This window comes from Flavobacterium proteolyticum (assembly GCF_015223105.1).
GTDB classification, from domain to species: Bacteria; Bacteroidota; Bacteroidia; order Flavobacteriales; family Flavobacteriaceae; genus Flavobacterium; species Flavobacterium proteolyticum.
This window is the reverse complement of sequence record NZ_JADFTZ010000006.1, coordinates 59,517-74,594: the sequence shown is the minus strand read 5'-3', so window position 1 is coordinate 74,594 and position 15,078 is coordinate 59,517. Positions and strand designations below refer to the sequence as shown.

The window sequence follows — 15,078 nt, the reverse complement described above, 5'->3', positions numbered from 1 at the left end:
TTTACTTCAATTAAAGTTCATAAAAGATTTTAAAAATTTCTTTAATCTGTGTTCCAAAAAACCTGAAACTTGAAACCTAAAACTTGAAACAAAAAAACAAAATGAAATACTTAAAATTAATTCGTTACCAAAATTTACTAATGCTTGCCTTCATGCAATTGGTATTTCGTTACTTATTTTTAGCACAATCGTATGTAGACTTAGCCTTAACCGATATTAATTACATTTTATTAGTTATTGCAACGGTTTGTATTGCGGCTGGAGGTTATGTCATCAATAATATAATGGATCAAGATACCGACGAAATTGCAAAACCTCAAAACCGTGTGGTTGGGGTTTCTATTTCGGAAACGGTAGCTTATAACTGGTACATTGGTTTGACGATAGTTGGTGTTGGAATTGGATTTTATTTATCGAATGTAATTTACAAACCTACTTTTGCTTCGATGTTTATTTTGGTGGCAACTTTACTTTATATGTATGCAACCAGTTTCAAACAAATTCCAGTTCTTGGAAATGTGGTAGTAGCTTTGATGCTTTCAACAAGTATTATCATCATTGGTTTATTTGATATTTTACCAGCAATTGATGTGGATAATCGTTTCCGAATGAAAGAAGCTTTTGATATTTTAATGCATTATGCCATTTTCGCTTTTATCATTAATTTGATTCGAGAAATCGTTAAAGATTTAGAAGATATGGATGGCGATTATCAATCGGGAATTAATTCCTTACCTATTGCTATCGGAGTTCAAAAAACGAAAATAATTGTTGGTGTTTTAACCGTAATTTCAATTGGAATTTTAGCCTATTATGTAAATTCTAATTTATTCGAATTGGATTACGTAGTGTATTATGCGATGATTTTAATTGTTGGTCCACTAATTTATTTCGGAGTGAAATTACTAAATGCTACAACTAAAAAAGAATATCATCATTTGAGTTTGGTTTTAAAAATAATATTGTTATTCGGAATTTTATCGGTTGCGGTTATTGTTTATAATTTAAAATTAGCCAATGCTTAAAGAAAAACTCAATAAAATCAATATTATTTTAGCTTCTGGTTCGCCAAGAAGACAACAGTTTTTTAAAGAAATGGATTTGCATTACACCATTCGCCTAAAAGAAATTGAAGAAATCTATCCAGAACATTTACAAGCGGAAGAAATCACGAATTTCTTAGCCGAATTAAAAGCAAGTGCCTTCGAAAACGAACTAAAAGAAAACGATGTTTTAGTCACTAGTGATACGATTGTTTGGTTAAACGGAAAAGCGTTGGGCAAACCAAAAGATTATGACGATGCCTTTCAAATGTTGCAACAATTGGCCAATCAAACACATGAAGTTATTACATCAGTTTGCTTGAAATCGATTGATACAACAGAAGTTTTTCATTGTGTGACCAAAGTAACTTTTAGTAATTTATCGGATGAAGCAATCAAATATTATCTAGATAATTACCAACCTTTTGATAAAGCCGGAAGTTATGGAATTCAAGATTGGATAGGTTTAATCGGAATTTCAAAAATTGAAGGTTCTTATACGAATGTAGTAGGTTTACCAACCGAAATGTTATTTCAAAAATTGATGAATTATGCTTAAATTTATTGATAATCCGTATTTAGATCAAGAAATAGCAACCTTAATTGTTTTGTTAGTCTATTTTATTTTACGCTTTAGTTCTAACAAATTAGTTCGGAAATATGCTACTTTAAATGAAGTTTTAGAACATCGTACTAATTTAGTAATCAAATACATAAACTTACTACTTGGCATTTTGGCATTAATTTCAATTGTAATTATTTGGGGAGTTAAAAAAGATCAAATATTACTTTTCATTTCTTCTGTTTTTGCAGTTGTGGGCGTTGCCTCGTTTGCACAATGGTCGATTCTAAGCAATATTACAGCTGGAATTATTTTATTTTTTTCGTATCCTTTTAAAATTGGAGACAGAATTAAAATACATGACAAAGATTTTCCAATCGAAGGGGAAATTGACGATATCAAAGCTTTTTATGTCATTTTAAAGTCTTCTGATGGCGAAATGATTACTTATCCAAACAATCTATTAATGCAAAAAGGAATTTCGGTTTTAAAAAGCAATTTAGAAGAAAAAGAATTTTTTGATTAAAAACTATGAATAACAAACTACTCCCTCACTACACTATTGAATTTGATATTAACCAAGGTGATAAACCTAACTTTTTTAAGTCTATCGAATTTGCTTTTAAACAACTTCATTGGGATATCATTTCTTCTTCAGAAGATAAAATTGAAGGTCACACCTCATTATCTTTAAGTTCATGGGGCGAATCAATTACAATTAAAATTTCTGATACCAAAGTTACAATTGAAAGTAAATGTGTTGGAAATCAATTATTCGATTGGGGAAAAAACAAAAAAAATATTGAAAGCTTATTAGAACAAATAAAACATTACGAACAATGTGCTTTTGAAGTTGGTGATATTGAAGTTATTGAAACTCCAAAGAATAATTTCGATTCAATAAGTAAAAAGAAAAGCAGTTTCAAAGATTATTTACAAGTATTTATTCCTACAAAAGATTATTTCTTTACTCCTATTCTAATTTTTTTTAACATTTTAGTCTTTGTTGTTATGGCAATTGATGGAATGAACATCATTTCTCCTGCATCAGAAGATTTAGTGAAATGGGGTGCCAACGAAAGATCTCTAACATTAAATGGAGAACTTTGGAGATTATTTTCGTGCGTTTTTATTCATATTGGCATTATACACCTAATTATGAATTTATATGCCTTAATTTTTATTGGAAGTATTTTAGAGCCTATTATCGGGAAATATAAATTCATTATTGGATATTTAATTTCAGGATTCATTGCTAGCACTGCGAGTTTGTGGTGGAATACTTTTTCATTAAGTGCTGGTGCTTCAGGTGCTATTTTTGGACTATTCGGTATATTCCTAGCATTACTAACAACCAATTATTTAGACAAAACAACAAGAAAATCAATGCTAACCTATATTTTTATTTATATAGGATTAAATCTAATGAATGGGTTTCAAGATGGTATTGACGCAGCTGCACATTTAGGAGGTTTACTTTCTGGATTTATTTTCGGATATGCCTTTTATTATGGATTAATCAACAAAGAATCTCAAGTAATTAATAACTGGATATTAAGTATTATTTCCTTTTTAGGTATTGCTTGCTCCTTTTTAGTGTTACAAAAAATTCCGAATCCAATTCAAAAATATAAAAATGAATATGGTCAAGAAATCAATTATTTTGATGTCTATGAAATCAAAATGAAAGATTTTGAATTAAATGAAAATTTAGCGCTTGAAATTCAAAATAAGGCCGGTTATAGTAAAGAAGAAATGTTACATTACATTGAAAATCACACATTATATTATTGGACCGAGAATTTAAAAATCGTAAAAGAAATTGAAAAATTCAGCATTCCAAAAGAAACTTTGGAAAGAAATGAAATGATAAAAAAATATGTATTACTTCGATTAAAACAAACAAAATTAATTCGAGAAAAGATTAAGTCGGAATCAGACAAATTTGACAAGAGCATTTTAGAAACAAATCAGGAAATTGATAACATTATAGAAAGTATTGTTAATTAATAAAAAACTGTTAAAAAGGAAGCAATTAAAACTTCCTTTTTTTTTATTTCCTTATTTTTGAAACAAAACCATTGCAATGAAAAGAAGCTTTACTTCAATTTTTATATTCTTTATTTCAATAGTAGCATTCGCGCAAGCGCCACAAAAACTGAATTCAGTTGAAATTTACGAACAAGTTCAAAAACTAAATTTCCTAGGAAAAGTATTGTATGTTGCGGCACATCCTGATGATGAAAATACTAAGCTTATCACCTATTTCTCCAATCATTATCATGCACAAACGGCTTATTTATCGTTAACACGTGGTGATGGTGGTCAAAATTTAATTGGAACCGAATTAAGAGAAAAGCTAGGAGCAATAAGAACTCAAGAATTACTAGCTGCTAGAAGAATTGATGGTGGCGAACAGTTCTTTACGCGCGCTAACGACTTCGGATTTTCTAAAGAACCGAATGAAACCTTTTCCATTTGGAACAAAAATGAAGTTTTGGAAGATGTTATTCAAGTAATTGAAACTTTTCGTCCTGATATTATAGTTAATCGCTTTAGTCATAATACGCCAGGCACAACACACGGACATCATACCGCTTCTGCTATGTTGAGTTTAGAAGCGTATGATTTAGTAAAATATAAACCAAAACGCATTTTCTTCAATACTTCTTGGTGGTTTTACGGAAGTCAAGAAGCGTTTGATGCTGCCGATAAATCAAAATTATTAGCCATAAATTCGAATGTTTTTTATCCGTTAAAAGGAAAAAGTAACAACGAAATAGCCGCTTTGAGCCGAAGCCAACACAAATGTCAAGGTTTTGGAACTTTAGGAAGTCGTGGCGACGAAATTGAATATTTAGAGTTACTAAAAGGTGATTTGCCAAGTAATACCAATTTATTTGAAGGAATTGATACGTCTTGGAATCGAGTAAAAGGAGGAAATGAAATTGGAAAAATTCTGTACGACATTGAAAAGAATTTTAACTTTGGAAATCCATCGGTTCATATTCCAAATTTGATTAAAGCGTATGATTTGATTCAAAAACTAGAAGATTCGCATTGGAAAGAAATCAAATCAAAACAAATTATTAAAATTATTGAAGCGTGTAGCGGTTTGTTCATGGAAGCCGTTGCCGATACTGAAACGACAACGAAAGATAGTAATTTCAATATCAATATTGAGGTCATTAACCGAAGTCAATCGAATGCAAAATTGATTTCCGTGAAAGCCTTACAACTTCCGTTAGAAACAAAAAATGTTGTTTTAAAAAATAACGAGAAAACAAGTTTCCAACTTAAAAATGTGGTTATTGGAGAAACGGTTGATTATTCCAACTTATTTTGGTTAAAAGAAAAACAAACCGAAGGAATGTATCGTGTTTCGGATAAATCTATTCGAATTTTACCTGAAGTTTCATCTAATTTTCCAGTCGTTTTCACTATTGAAATCGAAGGAAAAACAATTGAATTCGTAAAGAATATTTGCTATAAATTCAACAATCCAGATGATGGCGAAACGTATGTTCCTTTTACTGTTTTGCCAGATGTTACAACAAAAATTGAACCTGAAGTTATAATTTTTAACGGAACGCAATCCAAAGAAATTACAGTTTCGGTAAAAGCTCATAAAGCCAATGCAAATGGCGTTTTATCATTGAATGTTCCGAATGATTGGAAAGTAAATCCAAAAGAAATTCCGTTTGAAATTATCACAAAAAACGAAGAGAAAAAATTCACGTTTACCCTTTATCCAACCAAACCCGAAATTGCTACAAAGTTGAGTGCAAAAGCTACAATTGGTAATCAAACATTTGATGATAAACTAATTACAATTCAATATCCACATATTCCGAAGCAAACCATTCTAGTGCCTTCAGAATCCAAATTAGTAAAATTAGACATCGAAATTAAAGGAAAAAATATTGGCTATATCATGGGCGCTGGCGATGAAGTAAACAAGAATTTAGAAAATCTTGGATTTAAAGTTTCAACGATTAATCCGAACGAAATTTCAATAGAAAAACTACAACAATTTGATGCAGTAATTTTGGGAATTCGAGCGTTTAATGTAATTGATGAATTAAAATACAAGAATAAAATTTTATTTGAATATGTTTTAGTCGGTGGCAATTTAATCATTCAGTATAACACTACTAATAATTTGATTACTAAAGAAATAGCGCCTTATAGTTTGGAATTATCAAGAGACCGTGTTACCGATGAAAATGCAAAGGTTACATTCTTAACTCCAAATCATAAAGTATTAAATCAACCGAATAAAATCACTGAAAAAGATTTCACGGGTTGGGTACAAGAACAAGGCTTATACTATCCAAATAAATGGAGTTCAGAATTTATTCCTATTTTAGCATCAAACGATGAAGGAGAAACTAGTAAAACCGGTGGTTTACTGATTGCTAAATATGGAAAAGGAAATTATATATATACTGGCTTGAGCTTCTTTAGAGAATTACCTGAAGGTGTTAGCGGTGCTTATAGATTATTGGCTAATTTAATTGCATTGGATAAATAAATGATTATGAACAAAAACAAACATCAATGGAAAAAAAGTTATAGCATCGTTTTAATACTAAATGCTATATACATCCTTATTTTCTATTTAATAATGGAAATCTACACCTAATATGGAAATTTTAGATTGGATTGTACTATCAGTTACCTTATCGTTTATAGTCATCTATGGTATTCTGAAAACCAAAGGAAGTGCAAATGTAAAAGACTATTTATTAGACAACAACGAAACTCCTTGGTTTACAGTTGGAATTTCCGTTATGGCAACACAAGCCAGCGCAATTACATTTTTATCTACACCCGGCCAAGCCTATCATGACGGAATGGGTTTTGTACAATTCTATTTTGGACTTCCATTAGCCATGATTGTTATTGCATACACCTTTATTCCTATTTACCACCGATTAAAAGTATTCACGGCTTACGAATATTTAGAACAACGATTTAATATTCAAACACGAACATTAGCCGCTATTTTATTTTTAATTCAAAGAGGTTTAGGAACTGGAATTACCATTTATGCACCTTCCATCATTTTGTCAGCACTTTTAGGATGGAATTTAAATATGCTAAACATTATAATTGGAATTTTAGTGATTGTTTACACTGTAACGGGTGGAACCAAAGCTGTAAATGTTACTCAAAAACAACAGATGTTCGTGATTATGTCGGGAATGTTTATCATTTTCTTCTACATTTTAGCAAATCTTCCTCACGAAGTTGATTTTTCAAACGTACTTCATATTGCAGGTGCTAATGGAAAAATGGATATTCTAGACTTCTCTTACAATCCTGAAACACGCTATACTTTTTGGAGTGGAATTACCGGAGGATTCTTTCTAATGCTTTCCTATTTTGGAACGGATCAATCTCAAGTTGGACGCTATTTGTCTGGGAAATCTGTAAAAGAAAGCCAAATGGGATTAATTATGAACGGGATTTTAAAAGTACCAATGCAGTTTTTCATCCTATTAACAGGTGTTTTGGTATTTGTATTTTTTCAATTTAACGATGCGCCTTTGCATTTTAATCCTACCAATGTTGCAAAGGTAAAAGCTTCTGAGCAAAAGGTAGCTTACGAAAATCTAGAACAAAAATTAGTTCAATTGAATACTGATAAAAAAATTGTAAATCAAATTTACATTGAACAACTAAAACACAACGAATACGATAATCCGATTCTGAAAAAGCAAATGGTGGCGCTTTCACTAAAGGAAAAAGACTTAAGGGAAGAAGCAAAAGATGTTATAGCAAAAGTAGATGGGAAAACGGAAACTAATGATAAAGATTATGTTTTTCTTTATTTCATCTTAAACTATCTTCCTAAAGGTATTTTAGGATTGTTATTGGCTGTTATTTTTAGTGCCGCAATGTCATCAAGTGCTTCTGGACTAAATTCATTAGCAGCGACGTCTGCTATTGATATTTACAAACGAAATGTAAATGCAAAATCAGACAAACATTATGTATATGCAACTCAATATTTCACTATTTTTTGGGGAATTGTAGCAATTGGATTTGCTTGTATTAGTTCGTTATTCGAAAACTTGATCCAATTGGTTAATATTATTGGTTCTATTTTTTATGGAACCGTTTTAGGAATTTTCTTGATTGGATTTTATATCAACTATATCAAAGGAAAAGCAGTCTTTATTGGAGCTTGTATTAGCCAACTAGCCATTTTCTATATTTTTTACTTAGATATTGTAGGGTACTTATGGTTGAATTTTATTGGTGCTTTACTAACAATTGGTCTATCTCTTATACTTCAGAAATTTTTTAACAAATCAAACTCATAAAATAAAAAAGTCCCGAAATTATTTCGGGACTTTTTTTGAATTAATTTAAAAATCTTATTTAGACCATTCCGCAATGCTGTCTTTGTTCATTTTCTCATAGTCAGCATTTCCTGCTTTTACTGATAATGCTAATGATTCTTTAGCTGTAGCAATAGCGCCTTTTTTATCTCCTAATTTAGCCTGGATTAATGACTTTAATCTTAAATACCAGAATGGAACATCTTCTCCTTTTGGTGCGTTAGCTATGGCAGCATTTGCCCAAGTTAATGCTTTATTCAAATCACCATTAGATTGATAAAAATATTGAGCTGATGAAAAATAATCCGCTGCAGATGGTCCAGCTAACGTTTTTTCAATACTCTTCATAGCTATTTCTTGAGTAGGAACAGAAAATGGAATAGATACCATTGTTCTTTCCCAAGATAATTCAATAACTCCTGAATCATTCGTTAAATTATTTAAGAAAATAGAAAGTGATTCTACTGATTTATTTAATGTTTCAGGTTTAACGGTAACTTTCAATGCTACTTTAGATTCGTCCCAATTTTCAGGTAATCCCCAATTGTTAGTATCCGAATAAAAAATAATATCCCAACTGTCTGCTTTTGGTGTAGTGTAAAAAGCGTACTTCCCTTTTTTAAGTTCTTTTCCACCAATTTTTACATTTTCACTGAATGAAATAGTGGTATTGGCATTAGCCCCCGTTCTCCACATTTTTCCAAAAGGAACTAAATCGCCATAAACGGTTCTTCCTTTTGCACTTGGTCTAGAATATTCAACTTGTACAGTTGTAAGTCCAACAACTTGTTCAACTTTTGCTAATGGACTAGATTGAGGTGTTTTTACTTGTGCCTCAACCATAAAATTGGCTAGTACTACAGCCAACATTACAATAATTTTTCTCATAGGTTATGTTTTTGAATCCCAAATTTACAAATTGTATTAGAATCAAATGTTAATATAAACTTAAATGAATAATTTTTGTTTAATTTATTACAATAAAGATTAAACAAATTTATATCTTTACAAAAAAATTAATATGAAAATATATAGATTACATACCAAACAAAATTTACCAATTAGCATAGACAAAGCTTGGGAACTTTTATCTGACCCTAAAAATCTTCAACTAATTACTCCTGACTATATGGGTTTTAAAATTCTTTCAGGAGCAGATAGACCTATGTTTCCTGGTCAAATCATTCAATATATTATAACTCCTGTACTAGGAATCCCAACAAAATGGGTTACAGAAATCACGCATGTAGTGGACAAACAGTATTTTGTAGACGAGCAACGTTTTGGTCCTTATGCTTTATGGCATCACAAACATTTTATCAAAGAAATCCCTGGTGGTGTTGAAATGGAAGATATTGTAGATTATAAAGTGCCAATGGGAATTTTGGGTCAATTGGTTCATCCAATATTAGTCAAGCCTAAATTGGACGAAATTTTCGAATACAGAAGAAAAAAATTAATCGACCTATTTGGTGAATTTAAAGGATAACATCATGAAAAACATACTATTAATTGGTGGTTCTTACGGAATTGGATTAGCCATAGCAAAAGAATTACAATTTGAAAATAACGTTTATATTGCTTCAAGAAGTAATGAAAACTTATCCGAGGTAAAGGCAACTCATATTTCATTTGACGCAACTACTGATACTATTGATACTTCTCAATTACCTACTGTAATCGATGGCTTGGTATATTGTCCAGGAAGTATTAATTTAAGACCTTTTAAAGGATTGAAACCAGAAGCTTTTGAAACCGATTTACAAATTAATTTCATAAGTTTGGTAAAAGTAATTCAATCGGTTTTGCCTAATTTATTGGCATCGGAACAAGCTAGTATTGTTACTTTTAGCAGTGTTGCCGCAACGATGGGAATGCCATTTCACACCAGCGTCGCAGCTTCAAAAGGTGCAATTGAAGGTTTTGCAAAAGCACTAGCTGCAGAATATGCGCCAAAAATAAGAGTCAATGTAATTGCGCCATCATTAACGGATACACCTTTAGCCGATAAATTCTTGAATAACGAAACCAAACAAGAAAAATCAGCCGAACGTCATCCACTAAAACGATTTGGAAAACCAGAAGACAGTGCACAAATGGCAACCTTTTTATTAAGCGATAAAAGCAGTTGGATTTCGGGACAAATATTTCACGTTGATGGTGGAATGTCAACATTATTAGTAAACGGATAATTCTTTGTAGTGACAAGTCATTGACTTGTCGAACTTAATAAAACAAAATAAAATATGAACATCTTTTGGTTTAGACGCGATTTAAGAGTAGATGACAATGTAGGCCTTTTTCATGCTTTGAATAGTGATGAAGAAGTGCTACCTATTTTCATTTTTGATGAAAACATTCTATCGCAATTACCAAAAAATGATGCGCGCGTTAGTTTTATTCACGAACAACTTGATAAAATTCAATCGGAATTAAAGAAACATGAAAAATCATTAGCGGTTTTTCATGGCAAACCTATTGAAATTTTCGAAAAACTAATTGCTGAAAATAAAATCACTTCAGTTTATACCAATCACGATTACGAACCTTACGCTCGCAAGCGTGACAAGGAAATGAATCAGTTGTTTGTTTCTAATGGAATTTCATTTTTAACTTCCAAAGATCAAGTAATTTTTGAAAAAAGTGAAGTGGTGAAAGACGATGGAAATCCTTATGTTGTCTACACGCCTTATTCGAAAAAATGGAAAGAAAATTTTAAGAAAATAAAAATAGTTCATTATCCGTCCGAAGAAAAATTGGGTAAAATAGTACAGCACTCTTACCCTTTTTTAACGTTGGAAGAAATTGGTTTTGAAAAATCTGAAATTAAAGTCACTCCATATGATATTTCCGAGAGTTTAATTCAAAATTACGAAGCTACTCGAAATTTTCCTGCTTTAAACAAAACCTCTTATTTAGGAATTTATCTCAGATTTGGAGCGGTTTCTATTCGAAAAATGATAGAAAAAGCTATCGCTGAAAAGAATGAAACCTTTTGGAACGAATTGATTTGGCGCGAATTTTTCATGCAAATCTTGTGGCATTTTTCACATACATCTAACAAGAGTTTCAAGGAAAAATACGATGCTATTCAATGGGAAAATAACGAAGAAAAATTCAAAAAATGGTGTCAAGGAAAAACCGGATATCCTTTTGTTGATGCCGGAATGCGTGAATTGAACAAAACCGGTCACATGCACAATCGGGTTCGAATGATTGTAGCCAGTTTCCTCTGCAAACATCTTCTAATCGATTGGCGCTGGGGAGAAGCCTATTTTGCCCAAAACCTTTTAGATTACGAAATGGCGAGTAACGTTGGAAATTGGCAATGGGCTGCAGGTTCTGGAGTAGATGCTGCACCTTATTTCCGAATTTTTAATCCCACAGAACAAATCAAGAAGTTTGATAGAGACTTAAAATACATCAAAAAATGGGTTCCTGAATTGGAAACTCAATATTATCCAAAACCTATCGTAGACCATAAAGAAGCTCGAGAAAAATGTTTAAAAGTCTATAAAGAAGCTGTTGGTTAGGATAGCGTTGCCCTAAACACTATAAAATGTAAAAAAATGAAAATTGTTTGGTTCAAGAGAGATTTGCGTTTGCACGATCATGAAGCCTTACATGAAGCCTTATCGACTTCTGGGAAAACGTTATTGCTTTACATTTTCGAACCTTCGTTGATGAAAGATTATCATTACAGTCAACGTCATTTTGATTTTGTCAAACAATCATTAGAAGCATTACAGAAAGAACTTTTAAAATATCACACTCAAATCTTAATTGTTCAAGGCGAAGCAGTTGCAGTATTTGAAAAACTATCCAAACTTATTTCTATCAGAGCCGTTTATTCACATCAGGAAACGGGAATAAAATTAACTTTTGATAGAGATTTAGCTGTTGCTAAACTATTAAAAGTCAAAGGAATTGCATGGAATGAATACATCACTAACGGCGTTATTCGTGGCATCAAAAACCGAAAGACTTGGAAAGAAGATTGGTATGATTTTATGGATAAAGATTGTCTTCCGTTTCAGCCTACACCAAGAAGTTTTGTCAAATACATTGAAATTGAAGAATTAGAGAATCACTTCGAAATTCCATCCATAAAAACTGTTCACAATCCTAATTTTCAGAAAGGTGGCGTTCCAACAGCTTTGCGCTATATGAAATCTTTTTTTGAAGAACGCGTTCAAAATTACAGCAGTCACATTTCAAAACCTGAACTGGCTAGAAAAGGCTGTAGTCGTTTATCGCCTTATATTGCTTGGGGAAATTTATCTATTCGACAAGTGTATACCAAAGCTTGGGAATTACATCAGCAAGGAAAATTCAAGCGTCAGATTTCTAATTTTGCTTCTCGATTACGTTGGCAAGCGCATTTCATACAAAAATTTGAAATGGAATGTTCAATGGAATTTATCGCCGTAAATAAAGGTTATCGCAATTTGAATCAAAGAGTTAACGAAAAATATCACAAAGCATGGATTACAGGAAAAACGGGTGTACCGTTAGTTGATGCTTGTATGCGGTGTTTGAATTCAACTGGTTATTTGAATTTTAGAATGCGTGCTTTAGTTGTGTCATTTTACACGCACCATTTGTTCCAACCTTGGCAAAATTGTAGTCCACATTTAGCTCGACAATTTTTAGATTTTGAACCTGGAATTCACTATCCACAAATTCAGATGCAAGCTGGCGTTACAGGAATTAATACGTTGCGAGTTTATAATCCAGTGAAAAATTCGTACGAACATGACGAAGATGGAAATTTTATCAAAAAATGGGTTCCAGAATTAGCTAACATACCAACGGAATTTATTCACGAACCTTGGAAATTAACTCCAATAGAATCCATGTTGTATGGATTTGAATTGGGACGCGATTATCCAAATCCTATTGTTAATTTAGAGGAAGCTAGAAAGTTTTCCAGTGATTTCTTTTGGTCAATGCGAAAAAATGAATCGGTTAAAAAAGATAGCAAACACATTTTAGCGAAACATACGTTACACGATCAAGAAATGAGTTAATTCAAATCTCGAACTTTTTCAAAATTCAATTCGTTAAAGTGTCGAATAATAATATTTGCTTTAGATAAATCCTGATCTTTCGAATGAAAACTATCATAACCAACGCAGAAAATTCCCGCTGAAACTGAGGCTTGAATTCCGTTTGTGCTGTCTTCAATTACAATGCAATTTTCTTTTGGAGCAATCGATAAACTCGCGGCATGTTCAAAAATAGCAGGATGCGGTTTCGACTTTGGAAAATCTTCACCTGAAACAATATGAGTGAAATATTGATGTAAATTAAAACGAGTAAACACTCTATTAATCGTCACCTTAGAAGCTGAAGAAGCTACAATTAGCTGAATTCCGTTTGCATGTAAATCTTTGATTAAGTCTTCTACTCCTTCAATCAAATACAAATCCTCTTTTAAATCGAAAGCTTCGTTAAATAAATGACGTTTTCTCAGGATTAAATCTTCCACATCTTCTTGCAAATCGAACTGTGCTTTTAATTTTTGAAAGATATTTCGAGTAGAATTACCCGTAAACGAACGATACATTTCATCTGAAACTTCGATGCTTAATTCTTTAAAATGTTGGTAATACGCAAAATGATGCACCGGTTCGGTATCTACAATTACGCCATCCATATCGAAAATTACAGTTTGTATCATTTTTTAATCTTTAAAATCTAAACTTTTTTTGGAACACAGATTTAAGAAATTATTATAATTTTCAAAATTTCTCCAATCAGTGTTCCTAACTTGTTATATCATTGGAAATTAGAATTCAAATTCTCTACCATCATCCGCCAAAAGTACATTTTCAAAAATGGTTTGTGCTTCGGTTTTGAAAGGTTCAATAGAACCGTAACGAGTAGAATAATGTCCTAAAATTAAGTTTTTAGCATTGGCTAATTTTGCAATTTTAGCCGCTTCTTTTGCGGTTGCGTGTTTGGTTTTTTCGGTGTATTGCATTTCAGAATCTAAGAAAGTAGATTCGTGATACAACACATCAACATCTTTGATAATCGGAACGATAGATTCATCATACATTGTATCGCTACAAAAAGCATAACTCATTGGGGCATCGGGTGGAAACGAAAGCAATTCATTGTCAATCACTTCGCCTGAATCTAAAGTTACATTGCCGCCGGATTTGATTTTATCGAAATACACTTTTTCAATTTTGTATTTGGCAACCGCTTCTATATTCAAATGGCGTTTTCCTAACTTTTCTTGAAATAAAAATCCATTCGTATAAACACGATGATTTAACGGAATCGTTTTTACAATTACGGTTTCGTCTTCAAAAATGACCTCGCTTTCTTTCGATTCTAATTCGTGGAAATACAAATTATAACCCGTAAACGAACCCGAAGCACGCAATTGCAATAAGATAATTTCTTTAATTCCTTTTGGACCATAAACGTGCAAATCATTTTCGCGATTTAACAACATAAACGTAGAAATCAAACCGATTAATCCATAAAAATGATCGCCATGTAAATGCGAAATAAAAATATGATTAATGCGAGAAAACTTGATTTTATGCTTGCGCAATTGCACTTGTGTTCCTTCACCACAATCGATTAAGAACATATGATTTTTTATGTCTAAAACCTGTGATGTTGGATTCGTTATGGTTCTTGGAGTGGCTGCGTAACAACCGAGTATTTGTAGTTTCATTTCAATTGATAGTTGATAATGAATAATTAACAATTATCAGAATTATCAATTTTCAATTATCAATTTTTAATTATTAAAATCCTAAATCGCGTTCAATTTCGTCCATTTCAATCATATCGTGGGCTTCTAAGACAGAAGGAACTACGTTTAAATAATTGGGAACTTTATTAAAATCAACCGTGTCAGTAACAATAACCATTGATTTTTTTGCCTTTTTGTGGTTTTTGGCCAAGTCTTTAAAATGCGCTAAATCGGCATTTGAAATAGCTTTATCTTGCGATATATCTAAAATCAAGTTTTGACCTTGAAACGCATGATATTCATTAATTACCTTTTCCACAAAAGCTTCTAGATTATTTTGTGTATCTTTAATGATAGTAGTATGTCCTTTTTGATCGACTTTCATTTGTTGAATTTCTGATTTTA

At 31.8% G+C, this 15,078-nt stretch carries 14 protein-coding genes; 10 read left to right on the top strand and 4 right to left on the bottom strand.

The features are described from left to right. Positions 1–101: 101 nt before the first annotated feature. From IM755_RS11420 to IM755_RS11395, 6 genes are all read left to right on the top strand, one after another. The gene (locus IM755_RS11420) at positions 102–1,025 is read left to right on the top strand and encodes a geranylgeranylglycerol-phosphate geranylgeranyltransferase (RefSeq protein ID WP_194096958.1); all 924 of its coding nucleotides are present in this window, start codon (positions 102–104) and stop codon (positions 1,023–1,025) included. Continuing rightward, the gene (locus IM755_RS11415) at positions 1,018–1,602 is read left to right on the top strand and encodes a Maf-like protein (protein WP_194096956.1); all 585 of its coding nucleotides are present in this window, start codon (positions 1,018–1,020) and stop codon (positions 1,600–1,602) included. The genes IM755_RS11420 and IM755_RS11415 overlap by 8 nt, the downstream gene beginning before the upstream one ends. Then, a complete protein-coding gene (locus tag IM755_RS11410) occupies positions 1,595–2,131 on the top strand; it encodes a mechanosensitive ion channel domain-containing protein (RefSeq protein WP_194096954.1) in 537 nt (178 codons plus the stop codon). The genes IM755_RS11415 and IM755_RS11410 overlap by 8 nt, the downstream gene beginning before the upstream one ends. 5 nt (positions 2,132–2,136) lie before the next feature. Next, complete coding sequence (locus IM755_RS11405) at positions 2,137–3,615, top strand: rhomboid family intramembrane serine protease (RefSeq protein ID WP_194096952.1); 1,479 nt, start codon at positions 2,137–2,139, stop codon at positions 3,613–3,615. Positions 3,616–3,691: 76 nt separating this feature from the next. Continuing rightward, complete coding sequence (locus IM755_RS11400) at positions 3,692–6,139, top strand: PIG-L family deacetylase (protein ID WP_194096950.1); 2,448 nt, start codon at positions 3,692–3,694, stop codon at positions 6,137–6,139. Between the two features lie 112 nt (positions 6,140–6,251). Next, positions 6,252–7,937, top strand: a complete 1,686-nt coding sequence (locus IM755_RS11395) for a sodium:solute symporter (protein WP_194096948.1) — start codon at positions 6,252–6,254, stop codon at positions 7,935–7,937. 54 nt (positions 7,938–7,991) lie between these two features. On the opposite strand, the gene IM755_RS11390 is transcribed toward IM755_RS11395, so the two are convergent. Beyond that, positions 7,992–8,843, bottom strand: coding sequence for a DUF2911 domain-containing protein (locus IM755_RS11390; RefSeq protein ID WP_194096946.1), 852 nt, complete (start codon positions 8,841–8,843; stop codon positions 7,992–7,994). Between the two features lie 133 nt (positions 8,844–8,976). On the opposite strand from IM755_RS11390, the gene IM755_RS11385 reads away from it, so the two are divergent. From IM755_RS11385 to IM755_RS11370, 4 genes are read left to right on the top strand one after another with little or no spacing between them, the layout of a single operon-like run. Continuing rightward, positions 8,977–9,444: an SRPBCC family protein gene (locus tag IM755_RS11385; protein ID WP_194096944.1), complete on the top strand. Its 468-nt coding sequence runs from the start codon at positions 8,977–8,979 to the stop codon at positions 9,442–9,444. Between the two features lie 4 nt (positions 9,445–9,448). Beyond that, positions 9,449–10,147, top strand: coding sequence for an SDR family NAD(P)-dependent oxidoreductase (locus IM755_RS11380; protein ID WP_194096942.1), 699 nt, complete (start codon positions 9,449–9,451; stop codon positions 10,145–10,147). Between the two features lie 54 nt (positions 10,148–10,201). Further along, positions 10,202–11,488, top strand: a complete 1,287-nt coding sequence (locus IM755_RS11375) for a cryptochrome/photolyase family protein (RefSeq protein WP_194096941.1) — start codon at positions 10,202–10,204, stop codon at positions 11,486–11,488. A gap of 36 nt (positions 11,489–11,524) precedes the next feature. Further along, a complete protein-coding gene (locus tag IM755_RS11370; RefSeq protein ID WP_194096939.1) occupies positions 11,525–12,985 on the top strand; it encodes a cryptochrome/deoxyribodipyrimidine photo-lyase family protein in 1,461 nt (486 codons plus the stop codon). Here the strand turns inward: IM755_RS11370 and IM755_RS11365 are convergent. The 3 genes from IM755_RS11365 to IM755_RS11355 form a co-directional block, all read right to left on the bottom strand. Continuing rightward, positions 12,982–13,638, bottom strand: a complete 657-nt coding sequence (locus tag IM755_RS11365) for an HAD family hydrolase (RefSeq protein ID WP_194096937.1) — start codon at positions 13,636–13,638, stop codon at positions 12,982–12,984. The genes IM755_RS11370 and IM755_RS11365 overlap by 4 nt on opposite strands. Positions 13,639–13,746: 108 nt before the next feature. Beyond that, positions 13,747–14,652, bottom strand: coding sequence for a ribonuclease Z (locus tag IM755_RS11360; protein WP_194096935.1), 906 nt, complete (start codon positions 14,650–14,652; stop codon positions 13,747–13,749). A gap of 73 nt (positions 14,653–14,725) precedes the next feature. After that, positions 14,726–15,058 (bottom strand): ribonuclease Z, encoded by a 333-nt coding sequence (locus tag IM755_RS11355; protein WP_194096933.1) that lies wholly within the window; start codon positions 15,056–15,058, stop codon positions 14,726–14,728. Positions 15,059–15,078: the final 20 nt, after the last annotated feature.

Excerpts from the sequence above, each read along its gene's own strand:
- IM755_RS11420 (WP_194096958.1), top strand. The coding sequence starts at position 102 with ATGAAATACTTAAAATTAATTCGTTACCAAAATTTACTAATGCTTGCC.
- IM755_RS11415 (WP_194096956.1), top strand. The coding sequence starts at position 1,018 with ATGCTTAAAGAAAAACTCAATAAAATCAATATTATTTTAGCTTCTGGT.
- IM755_RS11410 (WP_194096954.1), top strand. The coding sequence starts at position 1,595 with ATGCTTAAATTTATTGATAATCCGTATTTAGATCAAGAAATAGCAACC.
- IM755_RS11405 (WP_194096952.1), top strand. The coding sequence starts at position 2,137 with ATGAATAACAAACTACTCCCTCACTACACTATTGAATTTGATATTAAC.
- IM755_RS11400 (WP_194096950.1), top strand. The coding sequence starts at position 3,692 with ATGAAAAGAAGCTTTACTTCAATTTTTATATTCTTTATTTCAATAGTA.
- IM755_RS11395 (WP_194096948.1), top strand. The coding sequence starts at position 6,252 with ATGGAAATTTTAGATTGGATTGTACTATCAGTTACCTTATCGTTTATA.
- IM755_RS11390 (WP_194096946.1), bottom strand. The coding sequence starts at position 8,843 with ATGAGAAAAATTATTGTAATGTTGGCTGTAGTACTAGCCAATTTTATG.
- IM755_RS11385 (WP_194096944.1), top strand. The coding sequence starts at position 8,977 with ATGAAAATATATAGATTACATACCAAACAAAATTTACCAATTAGCATA.
- IM755_RS11380 (WP_194096942.1), top strand. The coding sequence starts at position 9,449 with ATGAAAAACATACTATTAATTGGTGGTTCTTACGGAATTGGATTAGCC.
- IM755_RS11375 (WP_194096941.1), top strand. The coding sequence starts at position 10,202 with ATGAACATCTTTTGGTTTAGACGCGATTTAAGAGTAGATGACAATGTA.
- IM755_RS11370 (WP_194096939.1), top strand. The coding sequence starts at position 11,525 with ATGAAAATTGTTTGGTTCAAGAGAGATTTGCGTTTGCACGATCATGAA.
- IM755_RS11365 (WP_194096937.1), bottom strand. The coding sequence starts at position 13,638 with ATGATACAAACTGTAATTTTCGATATGGATGGCGTAATTGTAGATACC.
- IM755_RS11360 (WP_194096935.1), bottom strand. The coding sequence starts at position 14,652 with ATGAAACTACAAATACTCGGTTGTTACGCAGCCACTCCAAGAACCATA.
- IM755_RS11355 (WP_194096933.1), bottom strand. The coding sequence starts at position 15,058 with ATGAAAGTCGATCAAAAAGGACATACTACTATCATTAAAGATACACAA.